The sequence below is a fragment of the Stenotrophomonas sp. YJH_SMC_80 genome (assembly GCF_059372495.1).
Map to the genome: position 1 here is coordinate 513443 of NZ_JCAFVP010000002.1, position 20192 is coordinate 533634.

The 20192-nt window shown below is 66.4% G+C and carries 27 protein-coding genes and 1 tRNA gene; 16 read left to right on the top strand and 12 right to left on the bottom strand.

The genetic code is table 11. The features are described 5' to 3' along the window. The first annotated feature begins 7 nt into the window (after positions 1 to 7). The 13 genes from bet to AC5P99_RS05540 are packed head-to-tail and all read left to right on the top strand — an operon-like array spanning position 8 to position 5486. A complete protein-coding gene (bet, locus tag AC5P99_RS05480; protein WP_313177126.1) occupies positions 8 to 910 on the top strand; it encodes a phage recombination protein Bet in 903 nt (300 codons plus the stop codon). Next, positions 907 to 1689, top strand: coding sequence for a lambda exonuclease family protein (locus AC5P99_RS05485; RefSeq protein WP_495212964.1), 783 nt, complete (start codon positions 907 to 909; stop codon positions 1687 to 1689). The genes bet and AC5P99_RS05485 overlap by 4 nt, the downstream gene beginning before the upstream one ends. Beyond that, positions 1689 to 1904, top strand: coding sequence for a hypothetical protein (locus tag AC5P99_RS05490; RefSeq protein WP_480983198.1), 216 nt, complete (start codon positions 1689 to 1691; stop codon positions 1902 to 1904). Before AC5P99_RS05485 ends, AC5P99_RS05490 begins: the two co-directional genes overlap by 1 nt. Next, positions 1901 to 2122: a hypothetical protein gene (locus tag AC5P99_RS05495; RefSeq protein WP_164178493.1), complete on the top strand. Its 222-nt coding sequence runs from the start codon at positions 1901 to 1903 to the stop codon at positions 2120 to 2122. The genes AC5P99_RS05490 and AC5P99_RS05495 overlap by 4 nt, the downstream gene beginning before the upstream one ends. Further along, complete coding sequence (locus tag AC5P99_RS05500) at positions 2119 to 2337, top strand: hypothetical protein (protein ID WP_495212965.1); 219 nt, start codon at positions 2119 to 2121, stop codon at positions 2335 to 2337. Before AC5P99_RS05495 ends, AC5P99_RS05500 begins: the two co-directional genes overlap by 4 nt. Next, the gene (locus AC5P99_RS05505; RefSeq protein WP_495212966.1) at positions 2334 to 2576 is read left to right on the top strand and encodes a hypothetical protein; all 243 of its coding nucleotides are present in this window, start codon (positions 2334 to 2336) and stop codon (positions 2574 to 2576) included. Before AC5P99_RS05500 ends, AC5P99_RS05505 begins: the two co-directional genes overlap by 4 nt. Further along, positions 2573 to 3436 (top strand): hypothetical protein, encoded by an 864-nt coding sequence (locus tag AC5P99_RS05510; RefSeq protein ID WP_495212967.1) that lies wholly within the window; start codon positions 2573 to 2575, stop codon positions 3434 to 3436. Before AC5P99_RS05505 ends, AC5P99_RS05510 begins: the two co-directional genes overlap by 4 nt. After that, entirely contained in the window at positions 3429 to 3587 is a 159-nt protein-coding gene (locus AC5P99_RS05515) for a hypothetical protein (protein ID WP_495212968.1), read from the top strand. The genes AC5P99_RS05510 and AC5P99_RS05515 overlap by 8 nt, the downstream gene beginning before the upstream one ends. Next, the gene (locus tag AC5P99_RS05520) at positions 3580 to 3732 is read left to right on the top strand and encodes a hypothetical protein (protein WP_495212969.1); all 153 of its coding nucleotides are present in this window, start codon (positions 3580 to 3582) and stop codon (positions 3730 to 3732) included. Before AC5P99_RS05515 ends, AC5P99_RS05520 begins: the two co-directional genes overlap by 8 nt. Further along, entirely contained in the window at positions 3725 to 3988 is a 264-nt protein-coding gene (locus AC5P99_RS05525; RefSeq protein ID WP_495212970.1) for a hypothetical protein, read from the top strand. The genes AC5P99_RS05520 and AC5P99_RS05525 overlap by 8 nt, the downstream gene beginning before the upstream one ends. Continuing rightward, the gene (locus AC5P99_RS05530; RefSeq protein WP_495212971.1) at positions 3988 to 4170 is read left to right on the top strand and encodes a hypothetical protein; all 183 of its coding nucleotides are present in this window, start codon (positions 3988 to 3990) and stop codon (positions 4168 to 4170) included. Before AC5P99_RS05525 ends, AC5P99_RS05530 begins: the two co-directional genes overlap by 1 nt. An 11-nt stretch (positions 4171 to 4181) precedes the next feature. Then, positions 4182 to 4382 carry a helix-turn-helix domain-containing protein gene (locus tag AC5P99_RS05535; RefSeq protein ID WP_111172936.1) on the top strand — a complete coding sequence of 67 codons (201 nt, stop codon included), beginning with the start codon at positions 4182 to 4184 and terminating at the stop codon, positions 4380 to 4382. 9 nt (positions 4383 to 4391) lie between these two features. Beyond that, positions 4392 to 5486, top strand: a complete 1095-nt coding sequence (locus tag AC5P99_RS05540; RefSeq protein WP_495212975.1) for a tyrosine-type recombinase/integrase — start codon at positions 4392 to 4394, stop codon at positions 5484 to 5486. A gap of 82 nt (positions 5487 to 5568) precedes the next feature. Here AC5P99_RS05540 and AC5P99_RS05545 read toward each other — a convergent pair. The 9 genes from AC5P99_RS05545 to thrS form a co-directional block, all read right to left on the bottom strand. Further along, positions 5569 to 5645 (bottom strand) — tRNA-Pro (locus AC5P99_RS05545). Between the two features lie 68 nt (positions 5646 to 5713). Further along, positions 5714 to 6070 (bottom strand): MerR family transcriptional regulator, encoded by a 357-nt coding sequence (locus tag AC5P99_RS05550; protein WP_005410431.1) that lies wholly within the window; start codon positions 6068 to 6070, stop codon positions 5714 to 5716. Continuing rightward, positions 6051 to 6350 (bottom strand): integration host factor subunit alpha, encoded by a 300-nt coding sequence (locus tag AC5P99_RS05555; protein WP_005410432.1) that lies wholly within the window; start codon positions 6348 to 6350, stop codon positions 6051 to 6053. Before AC5P99_RS05555 ends, AC5P99_RS05550 begins: the two co-directional genes overlap by 20 nt. A 27-nt stretch (positions 6351 to 6377) precedes the next feature. Next, a complete protein-coding gene (gene pheT / locus AC5P99_RS05560) occupies positions 6378 to 8759 on the bottom strand; it encodes a phenylalanine--tRNA ligase subunit beta (protein WP_495212972.1) in 2382 nt (793 codons plus the stop codon). 120 nt (positions 8760 to 8879) lie between these two features. After that, entirely contained in the window at positions 8880 to 9875 is a 996-nt protein-coding gene (locus AC5P99_RS05565) for a phenylalanine--tRNA ligase subunit alpha (protein WP_005410434.1), read from the bottom strand. Positions 9876 to 10067: 192 nt separating this feature from the next. After that, the gene (rplT, locus tag AC5P99_RS05570) at positions 10068 to 10427 is read right to left on the bottom strand and encodes a 50S ribosomal protein L20 (protein WP_005410435.1); all 360 of its coding nucleotides are present in this window, start codon (positions 10425 to 10427) and stop codon (positions 10068 to 10070) included. A gap of 11 nt (positions 10428 to 10438) precedes the next feature. Beyond that, positions 10439 to 10636, bottom strand: coding sequence for a 50S ribosomal protein L35 (rpmI, locus tag AC5P99_RS05575; protein WP_005410436.1), 198 nt, complete (start codon positions 10634 to 10636; stop codon positions 10439 to 10441). 265 nt (positions 10637 to 10901) lie between these two features. Further along, complete coding sequence (gene infC, locus AC5P99_RS05580; RefSeq protein ID WP_005410437.1) at positions 10902 to 11444, bottom strand: translation initiation factor IF-3; 543 nt, start codon at positions 11442 to 11444, stop codon at positions 10902 to 10904. A 48-nt stretch (positions 11445 to 11492) separates the two neighbouring features. Continuing rightward, on the bottom strand, positions 11493 to 13394 hold the full coding sequence (gene thrS, locus AC5P99_RS05585; RefSeq protein ID WP_285309823.1) for a threonine--tRNA ligase: 1902 nt from the start codon (positions 13392 to 13394) through the stop codon (positions 11493 to 11495). Between the two features lie 429 nt (positions 13395 to 13823). On the opposite strand from thrS, the gene AC5P99_RS05590 reads away from it, so the two are divergent. The 3 genes from AC5P99_RS05590 to AC5P99_RS05600 are packed head-to-tail and all read left to right on the top strand — an operon-like array spanning position 13824 to position 15953. Next, positions 13824 to 14120, top strand: a complete 297-nt coding sequence (locus AC5P99_RS05590) for a hypothetical protein (protein WP_005410439.1) — start codon at positions 13824 to 13826, stop codon at positions 14118 to 14120. Further along, positions 14120 to 14383, top strand: coding sequence for a hypothetical protein (locus AC5P99_RS05595; RefSeq protein WP_099605435.1), 264 nt, complete (start codon positions 14120 to 14122; stop codon positions 14381 to 14383). Before AC5P99_RS05590 ends, AC5P99_RS05595 begins: the two co-directional genes overlap by 1 nt. Before the next feature lie 10 nt (positions 14384 to 14393). Beyond that, entirely contained in the window at positions 14394 to 15953 is a 1560-nt protein-coding gene (locus AC5P99_RS05600; RefSeq protein WP_187757097.1) for a PepSY-associated TM helix domain-containing protein, read from the top strand. A gap of 129 nt (positions 15954 to 16082) precedes the next feature. Here AC5P99_RS05600 and AC5P99_RS05605 read toward each other — a convergent pair whose 3' ends face one another. The 3 genes from AC5P99_RS05605 to pnp form a co-directional block, all read right to left on the bottom strand. Further along, complete coding sequence (locus tag AC5P99_RS05605; RefSeq protein ID WP_005410442.1) at positions 16083 to 16475, bottom strand: VOC family protein; 393 nt, start codon at positions 16473 to 16475, stop codon at positions 16083 to 16085. Positions 16476 to 16565: 90 nt separating this feature from the next. Then, the gene (locus AC5P99_RS05610) at positions 16566 to 17756 is read right to left on the bottom strand and encodes a glycoside hydrolase family 18 protein (RefSeq protein WP_108270355.1); all 1191 of its coding nucleotides are present in this window, start codon (positions 17754 to 17756) and stop codon (positions 16566 to 16568) included. A 287-nt stretch (positions 17757 to 18043) separates the two neighbouring features. After that, positions 18044 to 20152, bottom strand: coding sequence for a polyribonucleotide nucleotidyltransferase (gene pnp, locus AC5P99_RS05615; RefSeq protein ID WP_005410444.1), 2109 nt, complete (start codon positions 20150 to 20152; stop codon positions 18044 to 18046). Positions 20153 to 20192: the final 40 nt, after the last annotated feature.

Consider the following 20192-nt stretch of genomic DNA (forward strand, 5'->3'; position numbering starts at 1 on the left):
GCACGCCATGAACCAGATGACCACCCGCGCCGCTGGCGGCGAACTGATTACCGAAGAACAAGCCGGGGCTATCCGCACCGCGCTGAAGACGAGCCTGTACCCCGGCGCCAGCGATGCGTCGGTGGACCTGGTTCTGGCCTACTGCAAGGCCGCTGGCCTGGACCCGATGAAGAAGCCGGTGCACATCGTGCCGATGTGGGACAACAAAGCCCGCACGATGCGTGACGTAGTGATGCCCGGCATCGGCCTGTACCGCACTGACGCGGCCCGCACCGGCGAGTTCGCCGGCATGTCCAAGCCGGTGTTCGGCCCGATGGTGACCGAGAATATCGGCGGCCGCGAGGTGACCTTCCCCGAATGGTGCGAGGTCACCGTCTACCGTCAACTGCGCAGCGGCCATATCGCCGAGTACACCGCCACCGAATACTGGATCGAGAACTACGCGATCAAGGGCGGTAAGGACCAGGACCAGTCGCCGAATGCGATGTGGACCAAGCGCGCGCGCGGCCAGCTGGCGAAGTGCACCGAGGCCCAGGCGCTGCGCAAGGCGTTCCCCGAGGCCGTCGGCTCGCAGCCCACCGCCGAGGAAATGGAAGGCAAGGCCATCATCGACGGCGAGCTGGTGCGCGACGAGCGCCGCCCGTCCACCGCCGGCGCCATCACCCGCCAGCAGCCGGCCGAGCCCGAGGACACTCCCGAACGAACCAAGCTCTACATCAGCCTGAAGGACTTCGCCGACCAGGGCATGGAAGAGTACGCAGGCGCGTGGAGCCGGCTCACCAAGGAGCAACGCCAGATGATCGGCAATGCCGGCCACGAAACCCTGAAGGGCATCGCCGAGCGCGCCAGTGCCACCGACGTGGAGGATGCCGACCAACAGTCGGCAGCCGATGAAGAGGTGCCGCTGTGATCGTCATCGGCTGCGACCAGGGCAGCGAGGCATGGCACCGCGCCCGCGCCGGCATCATCACGGCCAGCATGTTCGCCACCGCGCGCTCGCGCGTGGGCGAGCTGAGCGACCAGCAGCGCACCTATGTGGACGCGGTGCTGTCCGGCCTGGCCGAGAAGGCCGCCATGGAGCGCGCCGGCTACAAGGCCGTGCCGCGCTCGGCCATCATCGAGAAGGCCATCGCCGGCGAACCCATCGGCGACTTCAGCGAAGCGTCGAAGAACTACGCTTTCCGGCTGGCCATCGAGCGCATCAGCGGTGAGCCGCTGGACGAAGGTTTCGAGACGTTCGCCATGCGCCGCGGTCATGAGCTGGAACCGGAAGCCCGCGCCGAGCATGAGGTGCAGTCCGGCCTGCTGGTGAAGCGCGCCGGGTTCGTGCTGAGCGAGTGCGGCGACTACGGCTGCTCGGCCGACGGCTTCATCGGCGAGGACGGCGGCAGCGAATACAAGTGCTTCATCAACCCGGAGAAGCTGCGCGCCTTCCACATCGACAACGATGCGAGCGAGGTGTTCGAGCAGGCCCAGGGCTGCATGTGGCTCACCGGCCGGCAGTGGTGGCACATCGGTCTCTACTGCCCGGCGCTGACCGCCGTCGGCAAGCAGCTGTGGTGGCGCCGCTTCGACCGCGACGAGGCGTTCATCGCCAAGCTGCGCGCCGACCTGGAACCGTTCCGCCAGATGGTCGTCGGGTTCGAGCAGAGCCTGCGCGCTGGCGATCACCAGCAGGTGGCCGCCTGATGGACGTCGCCCTCTACCCCTGTCACGCCAAGAGCCTGCGCCGTGCCGGCCAGGCCCGCGCGCAGCTGTTCGCCCACGTCATCGAGGGCAAGCGCTACACCACCGCGCAGGTGGCCGAGATCCTGGACATATCCCACAGCGCCGCATACGAGCGGATCAAGCGGCGCCCTCACCCGCTCACCTGGGCGGACCTGCAGAAGGTGCGCCTGCCATGAAGACCTGCACGAAGTGCGCGGCCCGGCTGCCGCTGCGGTTCTTCCCCCTGATCAACGGCAAGCCCACCGCCGCGTGCGCGCCCTGCCGGAACACCGAGCGCCGCCTGCACGACCCGCTGCGCCCCCTGCGCCGCGATCCGCTGCAGGTGCGCCTGAACAATCTCACCAACCTGTGGCACGGGCCAGTGCGCCGCGTGCCGCTTCGGAGCCACGCATGAGCAGCATCCACGTACAGCCGACCTTCGACCTGGCCACGCAGGCCGAGAAGGACCGCCAGCGGGCCGAGATCGCCGACGACGTGGCGCAGTTCCTGCGCTCGGGCGGAAAGGTCCAGATCCTCGGCAACAGCCCCATCGACCGATCCACCATCAGCCGCCGCCAGGTGGTCGAGGGTGTCCACAACAGCCGCACGAAGAAGGAAGCCCGCGCATGAGGGAGATGACCATCAAGGAAGCCATCGACATTGAGGTCCAGGTGTACGGCTCGCTTCGTGAAGCCGCCAAGCACCTTGGTATCGATGCCGGCTATCTGTCGCGTCTTGCCAATGGTGAAAAGGAGAACCCGGGCGACTACGTGCTGGAGCAACTGCGCTTGCAGAAGAAGGTCGTGTACGTGCGACCGACCGTGAACTACGAACCGACGCCGCTGATCGCGAGGAGCAAATCCGCATGACCACCGACAACAAGACCCTGGCGGACGTGCAGCCCGGTGGGAGGGTGAGGCTGGGGGATGCACTGATGCCCTGCCCGTTCTGCGGAAACGATGCCGAGTTCGTCCCCTACAAGAACAACGGACTCACCCTGAAGTGCAAGAGCATGGGCTGCATCCAGCGGCACCAGCGCACCCTCCGCTACGGAATCGATTGGCTGCGAACCTCGATGACAGAACACTGGAATGCGCGCGTCCTCTCCGCCCAGCCCTCCCCGGGTGGTCAGGGGGATCAGCGCTCCGACCTCGTGCCGGGCATCGTGCGCTGTGCGAAGTGCCAGTTCCAGCTTGCGCGGTCGAATCTCAACATGCACGACGGAACCGTGACCGCTGGCGACAGCAAGACTGAGCCGTGCCCGAATGGCTGCGGCCCGCTCTGGCCCGTGACGTGGGAAACGTGGGCGCGCGAAGGCTGGGCCGAGGCCGAACGTCTGCACTTGGAGAATGCCGCCCTCGCCGCCCGCCAGCCGGTGGGGGAGCCGATTGGCTACCTGTTTACAGACGACCCAGCGATCTTTGCGATGCCCGGCTCAGGCTTCCACCCCGGCGCAGAGCCACCAAAGGACGCCGTGAACGTTGAGCCTGTGTATGCCGCACCCCAAACTCAGGCAGCGGATACGGTGGAAGGGGACATGTTCTGGCTAGCAGAGGACGGTGAGCGGTTCGGCCATTCGGTTGAAGAGCTGATCGATGACTGCGAGATCGGTGACGAACTCGAAATTCAAACTGCTACGCGACTTCCGAACTTCTGGATTCGAGTAAAGGAAACGAATGGATGCGCTGACTATGACGTGATCGACAGCCAGGCGGTGGGCAATGGCTGACCGCCAGCACATCGAATGCACCAACAAGAAGTGCATCGACGGCGTGATCGTTGAGCCCCCCGGCAGTTGGTATGGCGCTGCGATTGTTTCCGACAACTGCGAGGAATGCGACCTGCTGTTCCAGAGGGATCAGGAGAGCTCGGATGGCTGACCAGCTGCTCACCGCTGCAATGGTCCACGTGTTCGCCCTGGCCGGGTTTGCGGCCGGCATCGCCACCCTGTGGGCGATCAGCCGCGCATGCCGCGCCGCGCGCGGAGGGCTGCGCTGGTGCTGGCGGAGGTGCGCTCATGGCTGATCCTACCGACCACCGCGAGGTCGGCCGGCAGCTGGCCAGCATCGAAGGCGTGAACCTGGAATCTGCCTCGTCGGCAACGCTTCGCCTGTGGGATGCCCGTGGCCTCGCCCTGATGGCTCTGGCACGAGGCGACCAGGCCGAGGCGGAGAAGGTGATGCGCCCGTTCAAACCGGCAACGCGATCGTGCGGCGGGTGCGGCGAGACGAATCCTGACAAGCGCTGTATCGGCTGCCTGCATGACTTCGGGGACGCGTGATGACCGTCCAGCTTTTCCCCCGCGAACCGCGCCGCATGAAGCAGCCGGCCAAGGACGTGCTGCGCGAGCAGCTGGTGGTCGCGGCCGATGAAGTGATCCGCCTGCGCGCTGAGGTCCTGCGCCTGCGCGATGCAGCAACCCAGGCCACCGAGCAGCTGCGCGCTGCGCTGGCCACGAACTGAAGGAGACCAGCATGCAACTGATGACCCCCGAGCGGTGGCTGGACCGCTATTTCGAAGAAGGCAGCCGCCCGTCCATGCAGGTGCTGCAGCGCCTGATGCGCGAGGGCAAGCTGCCCGGCCGCAAGGTCGGCGGTGCCTGGTACATCGACGAACACGAGTGGCTGGCCGGCGGCGACGACCTGATCGCGCGCGTCCTGGCCGGTGCGGCGTAACCTGCCATGATGGGACGTGCCCGCAAGCCCGGCCGCCGCGACTGGCCGCAGAATCTCTACGCTCACCGGGACGGGTTCAAGTACCGACACCCGATCACCCGGAAAGAGCATTCCATGGGCAAGGACAAGGCCAAGGCCTTCGCCGCGGCCAAGAAGCTCAACGCCATGCTGATGCCCAGCAACGACCTGGTATCGAAGGTGTTGACCCCTGGCGAGACGGTGGCCGATGCGATTGTCGTGTTCCGCCGCGATGACGTGCCCGGCAGAAAGTGGGCGCCGAAGACAGCCGAGGTCTACGAAAGCGTGATCCGACGCATCGAGGCCGGACTGGGTTCGAAGCCGGTGGCCGACGTGACGGTGAAGGTGTGCGCCACCTTCATCCGCGAGGTGACCGAATCCGACCGCGCGCGCCAGCAGTTCCGGCTGGTGCTGGGCTGGATCCTGGCCTGCGCCGTGGAAGAAGGCTGGATAGATACCAACCCCGCGCTGGCGACTCGCCGGTTCCAGCACGAGCGGAAGCGCGTGCGCCTGACCCTCGACGTGTACCGAGCCATATGGGACCAGGCAGCACCCTGGCTGCGCAACGCCATGGACCTGTCGCTGGTGACGCTGCTGCGGCGCGAGGACGTGGTTACGGTGAAGTTCGCCGACATGCGCGACGGCCACCTGTGGGTGGTGCCGTCGAAAACCGAGGGCTCGACGAACGTTCGACTACAGATCGCCGTGGCCGGCCCGCTGCTCGACCTGCTGGCCCGATGCCGCGATGACGTGGTTTCGCCGTTCGTGATCCATCGCCTGCCGGAGAAGGCCAGGCCCAGCGACATGCGCGCGAAGGACCGAGCGCACCACACGCAGGTGCTGCCCGAGCAGCTGTCGCGGGCGTTCGCAAAGGCGCGCGATGCTGCCGGCGTAGGTGGCGATGCACCACCAACCTTCCACGAGATCCGCAGCCTGGGCGGTGCGCTGCTGCGCGATGCTGGCTGGACCACAGAGCAGATTCAGGCGCTCATGGGACACGGCAACGTATCGATGACCGAGCATTACCTGGGTGGCCACGAAGCACCGTGGCAGCCAGTCACCACAGGCATCGCGCTGCCGCGATAGTGGTGGAATAGTGGACGCGTAGTGACCACAACGAAAAAGGGCCTGCACCGTATGGCGCAAGCCCTTGTTCTATCGCTGCTTTTGGTCGGGACGGCCGGATTCGAACCGACGACCCTCTGCCCCCCAGGCAGATGCGCTACCAGGCTGCGCTACGCCCCGACTGATGCTGCGATGTGCCCGCCAGTGCGGCGGGCCGTGAAGTATAGCGGATTACGATGGAAATGGGATCAGCGGCGCAACAACTGCAGCACTTCTTCCAGCTCCATGCGCACCTGCTTGATGATCTGGTTGCTCAGCGCCGATTCCTCGCGGGCATCGGGGCCATCCAGGCGCAGGCGGGCACCACCGATGGTGTAGCCCTGTTCGTACAGCAGGCTGCGGATCTGCCGCACCATCAGCACGTCATGGCGCTGGTAGTAGCGGCGGTTGCCTCGGCGCTTGGCCGGCTCAAGGCTGGGAAACTCGGTTTCCCAGTAGCGCAGGACGTGCGGCTTGACGTCGCACAGCTCGCTGACCTCACCAATGGTGAAGTAGCGCTTGGCCGGGATCGGCGGTAGTTCGCGGTTACTGCCCGGATCCAGCATAAGCCTCCACCCTCTCCTTGAGCTTCTGGCCCGGACGGAAGGTGACCACCGTACGGGCGGAAATCGGAATTTCCTCGCCGGTCTTGGGGTTGCGACCCGGGCGCTGGTTCTTGCGCCGCAGATCGAAATTACCGAAGCCCGACAGCTTCACCTGACGTCCCTGTTCCAATGCTTCACGCAGCACATCGAAAAACGCGTCGACGAATTCCTTGGCTTCACGCTTGTTCAGACCGACTTCGTCGAACAGCTTTTCCGCCATCTCCGCCTTGGTCAATGCCATTGCCTGCTACCCCCGAGTGCTGCCCGCTCAGCCGCGGATCCGGGCGTGGTGTTCACGCTCGATGGCAGTGACCGCCTCGGCCACCACCGCATCCACGTCGCGGTCCGTCAGAGTGCGCGACTTGTCCTGCAAAATCAAGCCCATAGCGAGACTCTTGAAGCCCGGCTCGACGCCCTGGCCAACATAGCGGTCGAACAGGTTCAGGTCGCGCAGCAGCGGGCCGGCGGCCTGGCGGACGGTCGCCGCCAGGTCGGCCCAGGCCACCTGCTCAGGCACCAGGAACGCCAGGTCGCGGCGCACCGCCGGGAAGCGCGACAGCTCGCCGGCACGCGGCAGGCGACGGGCGGTCAGCGGCTCCAGGTCCAGCTCGAAGGCGTACACGTCGGCCTCGATCTCCATCGCCCGCGCCAGGCGCGGATGGATCTGGCCGATCCAGCCGATGGCCACGCCATCGCGGAACACCTCGGCCGAACGCGCCGGGTGGCCGTAGGCGCGGGCCGACGGACGGAACTCCAGCTGCGCGCCACTGGCAGCCGCCAGCGATTCCAGGTCGCCCTTCAGGTCATGGAAATCGACCTTGCGGGTCGGCAGGCCCCACTGCACCGCCTGCGCTTCACCGCAGACCGCAGCGGCCACGCGCGGGGTTTCCAGCGGCGCCGGTTGGCCGTCTCCGCTCTGCTGGGCAAACACACGGCCGATCTCGAACAGGCGCACGCGGCCCAGCTGGCGCGCGGCATTGCGGCCAAGCGTGTCGACCAGGCCCGGCAGCAGCGAAGGACGCATCACCGCCAGTTCCGCCGACAGCGGGTTGGCCAGCGGCACCAGACCGTCGCGCAGCTGCCACTGGGTCAGCAGCGCGTCGTCGACGAAGGCGAAGTTGACGGTTTCCTGCTGGTCACGGGCGATCAGCTGGCGGCGCACGCTCAGCGCGTCCAGCTGCGTCTCGCTCGGCATCGCCACGCGCGAGGCACCGCCCGGCAGCGTGGTCGGGATCTGCTCGTAACCGTGGATGCGGGCCAGCTCTTCGATCAGGTCTTCTTCGATGGCGATGTCGAAGCGGCGGCTCGGCGCCGTGACCTGCCAGCCCTCGGCGGTGGCAACCACGTCCATGCCAAGCGCGCGCAGGATGCGCTCGACTTCGGCATCGTCGATGCTGATGCCGAGCACGCGGGTGATGCGGGCGCGGCGCAGCACGATGGTCGCCGGCTGCGGCAGATCGGCTTCACGCACGGCCTCGGTGACCGGTGCCGGGGTACCGCCGGCCAGGTCCAGCACCAGGCGGGTGGCGTACTCGATCGCGGTGCGCGGCAGCGCCGGATCGACGCCGCGCTCGAAGCGATGGCCGGCATCGGTGTGCAGGCCCAGCTTGCGGCCACGGCCCATGATCGCGGCCGGCGCGAAGTGCGCGGCTTCCAGGAACACGGCGGTGGTCGCGTCGGTGACGCGGGTGTCGAAGCCGCCCATCAGGCCGGCCAGGCCGACCGCACGGTCAGCATCGGTGACCACCAGGAAGCTGTCGTCCAGCGCAGCATCGCGGCCGTCCAGCAGCTTCAGCGTCTCGCCCGCGCGCGAACGGCGCACGGCGATGCTGCCCTGCAGGGTGCCCAGGTCGTAGGCGTGCATCGGCTGGCCCAGCTCCAGCATCACGTACTGGGTGATGTCGACCAGCAGCGAGACCGGACGCACGCCGCTGCGGCGCAGGCGCTCGGCCATCCACAGCGGGGTCCTGGCGGCAGCATTGACGCCTTCGATGACACGGCCCAGGTAACGCGGCGCTTCGGCGCCGGCGTCGAGCTGGATCGACAGTTCGCGGTTGCCAACCGGCACGATGGCATCGGCGGCGAAATCCAGCACTTCACTGCGGGTGGCGGCGGCGACGTCGTAGGCGATGCCGCGCAGGCTGAAGCAGTCGGCGCGGTTCGGGGTCAGCTTGATCTCGATGCTGGCGTCCGGCAGGCCCAGGTACTCGACCAGGGTCTGGCCGATCGGGGCATCGTCCGGCAGTTCCAGCAGGCCGGACGCATCGCTGTCCAGGCCCAGCTCCTTGGCCGAGCACAGCATGCCGTTGGACTCGACGCCACGCAGCTTGGCCGGTTTGATCTTCAGCTCGCCGATCTGCGCACCAACCATCGCCAGCGGCGCGACCAGGCCCGGGCGTGCGTTCGGTGCGCCACACACGATCTGCAGCAGTTCGCCCTGCCCGGCATCGACCCTGCACACCTGCAGGCGGTCGGCTTCCGGATGGCGCACGGCTTCAACGATGCGTGCCACGACCACGTGATCGAGGCCTTCGCCAAGCGCGGTTACTTCTTCCACTTCCAGGCCGATGGCGGTCAGCACCGCGCTCAGCTCATCGCGCGAGGCGGAGGTCGGGACGTGGCTGCGCAGCCAGTTTTCGGAGAATTTCATGGTGTCACCCTGGTGGGAGGCGTGCCTCCCGTTGCGGTTTTTGGGGTCGCCCAGCGCATGCGCAAGCAGGCGTCCATCCAGAAAGCAGCCGAGCATGGCTCGGCTCTACACGGTTGCGGCTTACGCGAACTGCTTCAGGAACCGCACATCGTTCTCGAAGAACGCGCGCAGGTCGTTGACGCCGTAGCGCAGCATCGCGAAACGCTCCACGCCCATGCCGAAGGCGAAGCCGGTGTAGCGCTCCGGATCGATGCCGACATTGCGCAGCACGTTCGGATGGACCATGCCGCAGCCGAGCACTTCCAGCCAGCGGGTGCTGCCATCGGGCTGCTGCCAGGCGATGTCCACTTCCGCGCCCGGTTCAACGAACGGGAAGTAGCTGGGACGGAAACGCATCTCGAAATCGCGCTCGAAGAACGCGCGCACGAACTCGGCCAACGTGCCCTTCAGGTCGGCGAAGGTCGAATGCTCGTCGACCAGCAGGCCTTCCACCTGGTGGAACATCGGCGAGTGGGTCTGGTCGCTGTCGCTGCGGTACACCTTGCCGGCGGCGATCATGCGCAGCGGCGGCGCGTGGTCGCCCATGTAGCGCACCTGCACACCGGAGGTATGCGTACGCAGCAGGCGGCCGTCGCCGAAGTAGAAGGTGTCATGCATGGCGCGCGCCGGGTGGTGCGGCGGGAAGTTCAGCGCCTCGAAGTTGTGCCAGTCGTCCTCGATCTCCGGCCCTTCCGACAGCTCGTAGCCCAGCCGGCCGAAGATGCCGGTGATGCGCTCCAGGGTGCGGGTGATCGGGTGCAGGCCGGCACGGTCGCCATTGCGGCCCGGCAGGGTGATGTCGATGGCTTCGGCGGCCAGGCGCGCATCCAGTGCCGCGTCTTCCAGCAGCGCCTTGCGCTCGCCCAGCGCGCGGGTCAGCACGTCGCGGGCCTGGTTGATCGCTTCACCGGCGGCCTTGCGCTCGTCGGCCGGCAGGGCACCGAGCTGCTTGAGCTGCGAGGTGATGCTGCCGCTCTTGCCAAGCAGGGCCACGCGCAGCTGCTCCAGCACGTCGGGGCTCTGTGCGGCGGCCACATCGGCCAGCGCCTGGGTGGTGAGGGATTGGATGTCGCTCATGGGGGGCTGGAACTCCAGTCGATCTGCCATCGCGATGCGCGAAGGGCCGACCCCTGTCGCCACCGCCGTCCCCGCGCTGCCGTCGTGGCCTCGCCGGGACCCAAAAAAGAATGGGGAAGGACTTGCGCCCTTCCCCATGCATTGCCTTGACCTGACACCGTCCGAGTGAACGGTTACGGCATCGGGAAGGACTTATGCCGCCAGCGCGCCCTTGGCCTTTTCGGCCAGCGCAGCAAAACCGGCTGCGTCGTGCACGGCGATGTCAGCCAGGACCTTGCGATCCAGGGTGATGCCGGCCTTCAGCAGACCGTTCATGAAGCGGCTGTAGCTCAGGCCGTTGATGCGGGCAGCCGCATTGATACGGGTGATCCACAGCGAACGGAAGTTGCGCTTCTTCTGCTTACGGCCGATGTAGGCGTACTGCTGTGCCTTGATGACCGCCTGCTTGGCGACGCGGAAGACCTTGCGGCGGGCGTTGTAATAGCCCTTGGCGAGATCCAGGATTTTCTTGTGGCGGCGACGCGCCTGTACGCCACGCTTAACTCGTGCCATTTTTCAGTTCCTCAGAGGTAAGGGAGCATGCGGTCCAGACGGCCTGCGTCTTCTGCACGGACATGGCCCGTCTGACGCAGATTACGCTTACGCTTGGTCGCTTTCTTCGTGAGGATGTGGCTACGGTTGGCGTGGCCGCACTTGTACTTGCCCGAGGCGGTCTTGCGGAAACGCTTGGCCGCTGCCCGGTTGGTCTTGATCTTGGGCATTGCAATGTCCTTGATGGGATATGACCCTGGTTTCTGACTGATCTGGCGGCGGCCTGGGCCGCTCTTTCCGTCCTGCCATGATCGGCGTACGACCCGTCCTGGGTGGGTCGAGCCGGGCATGATACAGGCAAAACCGCCCTGCCACCAGCCCCTGCAACCCTTTACCGGCGATTCACCGGCGTCCTGCAAAAGCAAAGGGACGCCAGCGGCGTCCCCTTACCCTGAACCATTCAGCCAGGCGCCCCGGAAGGCGGCCCGTCAGGCCTCAGGTCTTCTTCTTCGGCGCGATCATCATGACCATCTGACGCCCTTCCAGGCGCGGACGGGATTCAATGACGATGTCCTCGCCCAGATCGGTCTCGATCCGGTTGGCCATTTCGCGGCCCAGTTCCTGGTGGCTCATTTCACGGCCACGGAAACGGATGTTGACCTTGATCTTGTCACCATCTTCGAGGAACCCGCGCATCTTGCGCAGCTTGATCTGGTAGTCGCCCTCGTCCGTGACCGGACGGAACTTCACTTCCTTGATCTCGACCTGCTTGGTCTTCTTCTTGGCCTCGCTGGCCTTCTTCTGCGCTTCGAACTTGAACTTGCCGAAGTCCATGATCTTGCAGACCGGCGGATCGGCCTGCGGCTGGATCTCGACCAGGTCCAGGCCTTCATCTTCGGCCATGGACAGCGCTTCGTCGCGCGACAACACGCCGATCATTTCTCCGTCACTGCCGATCACGCGGACGCGCGGCACACGGATTTCCTGATTCTTGCGGTTCTGTTTGTTGTCAGGGGTGCTGATATTACGTTCTCCCAAGGGTATCGAACCGGTCCGGGTGCCTGTGCGCCCGGACCGGACCTTTGCTTACGCGCCCTCGGCGTGGAGCCGCTCGATGAAGGCCTGCAGGCTCATGCTGCCCAGGTCTTCGCCAGAACGCGTACGCACCGCCACAGCCCCATTTTCCTTCTCGCGGTCACCGATGACCAGCAGGTAGGGCACGCGCTGCAACGTATGCTCGCGGATTTTATAGCCGATCTTCTCGTTACGCAAATCCGAGCTGACGCGGAAGCCTTGCTCCGCAAGGGTTTTGGTCACGCCCGAGACGTAGTCGGCCTGGGCGTCGGTGATGTTGGCCACCACCACCTGGGTCGGGGCCAGCCAGGCCGGGAACTGGCCGGCGTGGTGCTCGATCAGGATGCCCAGGAAGCGCTCCATCGAGCCGACGATGGCGCGGTGCAGCATGACCGGGTGCTTCTTCTGGCTGTTCTCGTCCACGTACTCGGCGCCCAGGCGGCCCGGCATCATGAAGTCCACCTGCATGGTGCCCAGCTGCCAGGTACGGCCGATGGCATCCTTCAGGTGGTACTCGATCTTCGGGCCGTAGAAGGCGCCCTCGCCCGGCAGCTCCTGCCATTCCACGCCACAGGCGGTCAGCGCCGAGCGCAGCGCGCCTTCGGCCTTGTCCCAGGTGGCGTCGTCACCCAGGCGCGATTCCGGGCGCAGCGCGATCTTGATCTGGATCTCGTCGAAACCGAAGTGCTGGTAGACCGCCAGCGCCTGCTGGTGGAAGGCAGTCACTTCCGACTCGATCTGGTTTTCCGTGCAGAACACGTGGCCGTCGTCCTGGGTGAAGCCACGCACGCGCAGGATGCCGTGCAGCGCGCCGGACGGCTCGTTGCGATGGCAGGAACCGAACTCACCATAGCGGATCGGCAGGTCGCGGTAGCTGTGCAGGCCCTGGTTGAACACCTGGATGTGGCCCGGGCAGTTCATCGGCTTGACCGCGTACGTGCGCTTCTCCGATTCGGTGAAGAACATGTTGTCCTGGTAGTTGTCCCAGTGACCGGACTTCTTCCACAGGCTCACGTCCAGGATCTGCGGGCAGCGCACTTCGCCATAGCCGCTGTTGCGGTAGACCTTGCGCATGTACTGCTCGACCACCTGCCACAGCGCCCAGCCCTTCGGGTGCCAGAACACCAGGCCCGGTGCTTCTTCCTGCAGGTGGAACAGGTCCTGCTGCTTGCCGATGCGGCGGTGGTCGCGCATTTCAGCTTCTTCGATGCGCTTGATGTACGCCTCGAGCTGCTTCTTGTCGGCCCAGGCGGTGCCGTAGATGCGCTGCAGCTGCTCGTTCTGCGCGTCACCGCGCCAGTAGGCGCCGGAGATGCGGGTCAGCTTGAAGGCCTTCAGGAAGCGCGTGTTCGGCACGTGCGGGCCACGGCACATGTCCACGTATTCTTGGTGATAGTACATGCCCATCGCCTGGATGTCGTCGGACATGTCCTCGATCAGGCGCAGCTTGTAGTCCTCGCCACGGGCCTTGAAGATCTCGATCACTTCGGCGCGCGGGGTCATCTTCTTGATGACGTCGTAGTCCTGGGCGATCAGCTCGCCCATGCGCTTCTCGATCGCGGCCATGTCGTCCGGGGTGAACGGGCGCTCGGAGTAGATGTCGTAATAGAAGCCTTCGGCGATCACCGGGCCGATCACCATCTTCACGTCCGGGTAGAGCTGCTTGACGGCGTGGCCGACCAGGTGGGCGGAGGAGTGGCGGATGATCTCCACGCCCTCCTCGTCCTTGGCGGTGATGATGCGCAGGCTGGCATCGTGGTCGATGACGTCGCTGGCATCGACCAGCACGCCATCCACGGCACCGGCGATGGTGGCCTTGGCCAGGCCGGCGCCGATCGACTGGGCGACCTCCATGACGCTGACGGGGTTTTCAAATTCGCGGCGGCTGCCGTCGGGAAGAGTAATGTTGATCATCGCAGTGGCTTCGTGCGGGGCCCGCTGGGCGGGCTGGAAAGCGTTCCCGGGGCGGCGCCCGGGCAACAAAAAAGCGCCGCGAGGGCGCCTGGAACACAGGGCCTTCGGGGGCAGGTCAACAGTGGGCGGTGGTAGTGCTCATGTCGCACGCTCGGCCGGCGCTGGGCGCGGGCCACCTTGTTCCAGTCAGGGTTCTACGATGATCTTAAACCAGCGCACGGGAAAGCCCAAGGGCTACCGTACGGTCGGCTGAATGTGCCTCGCTGGCGGCGTGAAATCGCAATGATTACCATGTCGGCGCAGGCCGCTCCGTGCCAGCCTGCCCGCTTTCCCCCAGGACCCCGTGATGCGCCACCCGCTCCGACCGGCTTCCGCCGGCCCCGCCCGTGCCCCGCGTTCGCCGGCCCGCTGCCACGCCGGCCGCCCGCAATGATCACCGTCGGCCTTTCCACGCTCGGCTTCTGCAGCCTGGGCATGCTGGCAGCGATGTTCTCGGCGCTGGCCTTCTATGCCGCTTCGCCGCATTGCCGCTGGCCGCGCCTGCGCCGCGCCGGCCGCCTGGGCCGCCAGATCGGCCTGGTCGCCGCTGCCGCCGCGCTGTGGCTGTGGATGGCCGAGCTCGGCTTTGCCGCCGGCCTGGTGGCGATGTTGTGCACCTGGATGCTGGCCGCGATGCTGTTGCCGGCGCTGGCCGCCTGGCACCGTCCCGGCACGGAGTCGCCCTGATGTGGCCGCGCGCCTTCGCTGGCACCGTGGCCGGCTTCCTCCTGGCCGCGGCCGCGACCGGCCTGCTGGCATGGGTACCGCCCGGCCCCTGGCAGCGGGCGCTGGTGCCGACCCTGATCGCTTTCATCCCGCTGTGGATGCTGGCCGCCCTGTGGGCGTTCAGTTTCCGCAGCGGGCTGCGCGCCTGGCTGGTGCTGGGTGGCAGCGCCGCCGCCGGCTTCGCCATGCTCGGGCTGCTGCGCCTGACCGGCGCAGTGCAATGAGACCTCTCCCATGAAGTTCAGTTCGCAGACCCTGCGCACGTTCACCACCCTGCATACCTGGGTCGGCCTGGTGGCCGGCTTCGGCCTGTTCGTGGCCTTCTACGCAGGTGCGCTGACCCTGTTCCATCACGACCTGCCACTGTGGCAGACCCCGGGAGCCGCCACCGCACTGCCCGCCGGGCTGGACGATGCGCAGTACCTGCTGGAAGACGTGCTGGCTGCGCATCCGGAGGCACGCCGCCACGTCGGCATGACCTTCCCCGGCGCCGAACACCCGCAGCCGCTTGCGTACTGGCAGGCCGATGACGGCAGCTGGCGCTATGCCTGGCCCGGCCAGATCGCCGGCAGCCCCACACCACCGCAGACCGGACTGGCCGAACTGGTCAACGAGCTCCATTACAGCCTCGGCCTGCCCGTAGCCGGGATCTACGTGATGGGCATTGTCAGCCTGCTGTACGGCATGGCACTGCTCAGCGGCCTGGTGATCCATCTGCCGAAGCTGCTCGGCGACCTGTTCGCGCTGCGTCCGGGCCGCAACCTGAAGCAGCTGTGGCAGGACGCGCACAACGTGATCGGCGTGCTCAGCCTGCCTTTCCACCTGATGTTCGCGGTGACCGGTGCCCTGCTCTGTCTGGTGTTCGTGCAGATGGCCCTGCTCAACCCGTTGATCTACGACGGCAAGGCGCTGCAGGCGGTGCCGACGGCGATGGACACCGCGCCCGTGCGCGATGCCAGTGGCATTCCGGCACCGCCGGGCAGCCTGCGCGTGCTGCATGCGCGCGCGCTTGAAGTCGCCCGCGCACAGGGCGTGGCCAACTTCGAACCGGCCTACCTGAAGCTGGCCAATGCCGGCGATGCCAATGCCACCATCGAGATCACCGGCGAATCCACCGGCACGCTCGGCCCGCTTGGCGCGGTGGCGCTGGACGTGGCCACCGGCGACGTTCTGGCCTCGCAGCTGCCGGGCCAGCGCGACGCCAACCACGCCACGCTCAGCGCCGCCTACGCGCTGCACTTCGGCGAATTCGGCAACGGCGTGGTGGTCTGGCTGTACTTCCTGCTCGGCCTTGGCGGTGCGTTCCTGTTCTATTCGGGCAACCTGCTGTGGATCGAGTCGCGGCGCAAGCGTCGCCAGCCGCAGCAGCCGCGCGCCGGGGTGAACATGGCGCGGGCGACGGTCGGCGTGTGCATCGGCCTGTGCGTGGCGATCTCGGTCGCGTTCGTCACCGCGCTGGTGCTGGAGCGGCTGGCGCCGACAGCGGTCGATCGCGGCATCCGCTGGGGCTGCTTCGGCAGTTGGGCGGCCTGTGCGCTGTGGGCCGCGCTGCGACGCCCGGCGCAGGCCGCACGCGAGTTGCTGTGGGCGGCGGCGATCAGTACCGCGCTGGTACCGGTGCTGCACGGCGCACTCAATGGTGACTGGCTGTGGCGCGCCGCCGCGCGTGGCCACTGGCCGCTGTTCTGGGTCGACGCCATCGCGCTGGCCATGGCCTTCGGCTTTGCCCGCCTGGCAGTGGCCAGCCAGCGCCGCGCCCGCAACGGCGATCCCAACAGCGTCTGGGCCAACTGAACCTTCGCCGGGCATGCCCCGGCGCTACCTACCGTTGCGCGCAACGCCCCCTGTGGCGTCGAGCTTGCTCGACAGCTGTTGATTTCGCGCCAAGCACCGTCGAGCAAGCTCGACGCTACCCAAGCAGGATCATGCCTCGCCGGGGTAACGACTCACTTCGATCAGGTTGCCATCCGGGTCGCGGAAATACACCGATTCGATCGGCCCCAGCGCGCCGGTGCGTGCAACCGGCCCCTCTTCCACTGCAACGGACTGCGCCTGTAGGTGGGACAGCACATCGACTGTCGCCATGCGCGTGACCAGGCACAGGTCGGCACTGCCCGGCGTGGGCCGCAGCGCATGCGGCTGCAGCGGAGCACTGGCCGCATGCAGATTGATCTTCTGCTGGCCGAACTGCAGCGCGGTACGACCCGCGCCGAAGCGCACGACCTGCATGCCGAGCACGCGCTGGTAGAAGTCACAGCTGCGGTCGATGTCGGCGACGGTGAGGACCAGGTGGTCCAGGCGTTCAAGATGGATCATGCCCGCAGCGTAACGCTGCGGGCGTGGCCCTGCTGTGCAGGGTTGGGCCAATGGCGTTGCGGCATTGCGCCGGGCATCGCCTGATGCAGCTCAATCGCCGATGCGCGCCTTCTGCCAGGGGCCCAGCATGGCGTTGAGCAGGCTGGCCTGTTCGTCGTCGCCGGTCAGCTCCCACATGAAGACCCCGGCCAGGCCCTGCTCACGGGCGAACTGCGCACGCAGCCCGATCGAGCGCGGGTCTTCATAGCTGATGAAGATCTTCTGCCCGGCGTTGTACAGCCACGGGCTCTGCGCCTGCGGCTGCCAGTGTTTCGTCCAACCCGGCTGATCGAGATAGCGCGCCTTGATCACCCGCCAGTCGCCGGCATCGGCCGGCGCACTGTAGGACTGGTACAGACCATCCGCTGCATCGCCGGTGACCTTGAAGCCGCGCCCGTAGAACGGTACGCCCAGCACCAGCTTCTCGGCCGGCACGCCGTGCTCGCGGTAGTACTGCACCGCGCCGGCCACGTGGTTCCAGCGCCGCAGCTCCGGGGCCAGCGGATCGGCCGGCACTTCATGCAGCGGCGCGTTGAAGGTCGACACCGCCGAGAAACCGGTGCCCATGTCGTAGCTCATCAGGTTGATGAAATCGAACACCTTGGCCAACGCCGGCAGGTCGTAGCTCGCTGCTGGATCGTAGGGGCCATCGGTCTGCAGGCGACCGGCGGCCAGCGCGGCGGTCAGCAGCATCGGCTGTCGCTCCTTGCGCCCGTGCGCGTCGAGTGCCACGCGGAACGCCTGCGCGAGCCGGGTCAGGTTGGCGCGATCCTGCGGGCGGTGCGCCAGCTCCTTCGGTCCGCCACTGACCGGGAACTCCCAGTCGATGTCCACGCCATCGAAGCTGCCGGCATGGCGGTCGAAGAACAGCGCCATGCACGAGTCGACCAGGCGCTTGCGGCTGGCCTCGGTCAGCGCTGCATCGGAGAATCCACCTGCGCCCCATCCACCAATTGAGATCAGCGTGCGCAGATGCGGGTGCGCCTTCTTCAGCTCGGCCAGCGCAGCAAAATTCTTCGGCGCTTCGGCGCCGACCGTGCAGCGGCCGTCCTCGATGGTGGAGAACGCGTAGAACAGGTGGGTGAGGCGCTCGGCCGGAATGCTCGACACCGGGTAGCGCGCGGCCGAGCCGCCGGGGTAGTAGGCACCGAAGATCGGCGGCTGTGCGGGCGCGGCATGCAAGGCAATGGGCAGGGCGCCGGCAATCAGCACGGCAAGGACGGCCACGGTCTGGCGGAACATGGGATCTCCCGGTTCGAAGGCGCAGCCACGTTAGCAAACGGATGGGGCTGCGGGATGGTTGTCGCGGCATGTCGTCCAGTGGACAGGTGCGATCCGCGCAACCGCGACAGAACGATGGCTGCGTAGCGCCTCTCGTGCACCGCGGCAGGACATGCAACGACCTGGGTGCGCGGTTCTTCATAACAGCGAGGCAAAGAAAAAGCGGGCCGAAGCCCGCTTTTTCAATTCAGCGATTCCAGAAGCGTGTCAACCAAGGTTGACACCTACCGTAATCGACCGGAGGTCGATTACTCGGCGCTGGCGGCGTCGCCTTCTTCCACGGCCTTCATCGACAGGCGGATACGGCCCTGCTTGTCGACTTCCAGCACCTTGACCTTGACCACATCGCCTTCCTTCAGCACGTCGCCGACCTTCTCGACGCGATCGCTGGAGATCTGCGACACGTGGACCAGACCGTCCTTGCCCGGCAGGATGGTGACGAACGCACCGAAGTCCATGATCTTGGCGACCTTGCCTTCATAGATGCGGCCCGGTTCGACGTCCGAGGTGATCTGCTCGATGCGGGCCTTGGCGGCCTGCGCAGCGATGGCGTTGACCGAAGCGATGACGATGGTGCCGTCGTCCTGGATGTCGATCTGGGTGCCGGTTTCCTTGGTGATGGCCTGGATGGTCGAACCACCCTTGCCGATCACTTCGCGGATCTTGTCCGGGTGGATCTTGATGGTCAGCAGGCGCGGCGCGTAGTCCGACAGCTCTTCACGCGGAGCGGTCAGGCCGTGGGCCATTTCGCCCAGGATGTGCAGACGGCCAGCCTTGGCCTGCTGCAGGGCCTGCTTCATGATCTCTTCGGTGATGCCTTCGATCTTGATGTCCATCTGCAGGGCGGAAATGCCCTCAGCGGTACCGGCCACCTTGAAGTCCATGTCGCCCAGGTGATCTTCGTCACCCAGGATGTCGGACAGGACGACGAAGCGCTCGCCTTCCTTGACCAGACCCATGGCGATACCGGCAACCGGCGCCTTCACCGGCACGCCGGCGTCCATCAGGGCCAGCGAGGAACCGCAGACCGAGGCCATCGACGAGGAACCGTTCGACTCGGTGATTTCCGAGACGACGCGGATGGTGTACGGGAAGGCTTCCAGCGACGGCATGACAGCCAGCACGCCGCGCTTGGCCAGGCGACCGTGGCCGATTTCGCGGCGCTTCGGGCCCATCATGCGGCCGCACTCACCCACCGAGAACGGGGGGAAGTTGTAGTGGAACAGGAAGTTTTCCTTGTACTCACCGGCAACGGCGTCGATGACCTGGCCGTCACGGGCGGTGCCCAGGGTGATGGTCACGATGGCCTGGGTTTCGCCACGGGTGAACAGCGAGGAACCGTGGGTACGCGGCAGCACACCGGTCTTCACGGCGATCGGGCGGACGGTGTCCAGCGCACGGCCGTCGATACGGACCTTGGTGTCCAGCACCGAGTCACGCATGGTGCGGTATTCCAGCTCGCCGAATTCCTTCGACAGCTCGGCCGGGTTCCAGCCTTCGGCGGCCACGCGGCCAGCCAGGGTTTCGAACACGTCCTTCTTGATTGCCGAGATGGCGTCGCGGCGCTGCAGCTTGTCACGCACCTGGAAGGCTTCGCCCAGGCGCGGGCCGATGGCTTCCTTCAGGGCGGAGATCAGCGCGTCGTTCTTGGCCGGGGCTTCCCAGGTCGACGGCTTGGTGCCGGCTTCGACGGTCAGCTCGTTGATCGCGTTGATGACCTTCTGCATTTCGCGGTGACCGAAGGTCACGGCGCCCAGCATCACTTCTTCGGACAGCAGCGCGGCTTCGGATTCAACCATCAGCACGGCGTTGGAGGTACCGGCGACGACCAGTTCCAGCTGCGAGTCAGCCAGTTCGCTGACGGTCGGGTTCAGGATGTACTCGCCGTTCTTGTAACCGACCTTGGCAGCGCCGATCGGACCCATGAACGGGGTGCCGGCCAGGGCCAGGGCAGCGGAGGCACCGATCAGGGCCGGGATGTCGCCGTCCACGTCCGGGTTCAACGACATGACCGTGGCGATGATCTGCACTTCGTTCTTGTAGTCTTCCGGGAACAGCGGACGGATCGGACGGTCGATCAGACGCGAGATCAGGGTTTCCTTCTCGGTCGCACGGCCTTCACGCTTGAAGAAACCACCCGGGATACGGCCGCCGGCGTAGAACTTTTCCTGATAATCGACGGTCAGCGGGAAGAAGTCCTGGCCTTCGCGCGCGCTCTTGGCGGCGACGGCGGTGACCAGCAGTACGGTGTCGTCCATCTTGACGATGACGGCGCCGCTGGCCTGACGGGCGACTTCGCCGGTCTCAAGCGTGACGGTGTGCTTGCCGTACTGGAAGGTTTTGGTGATTTTTGCCACGGAGGGTGTCCTTGGGGATGCTGTCTGCGAATTTGGACCG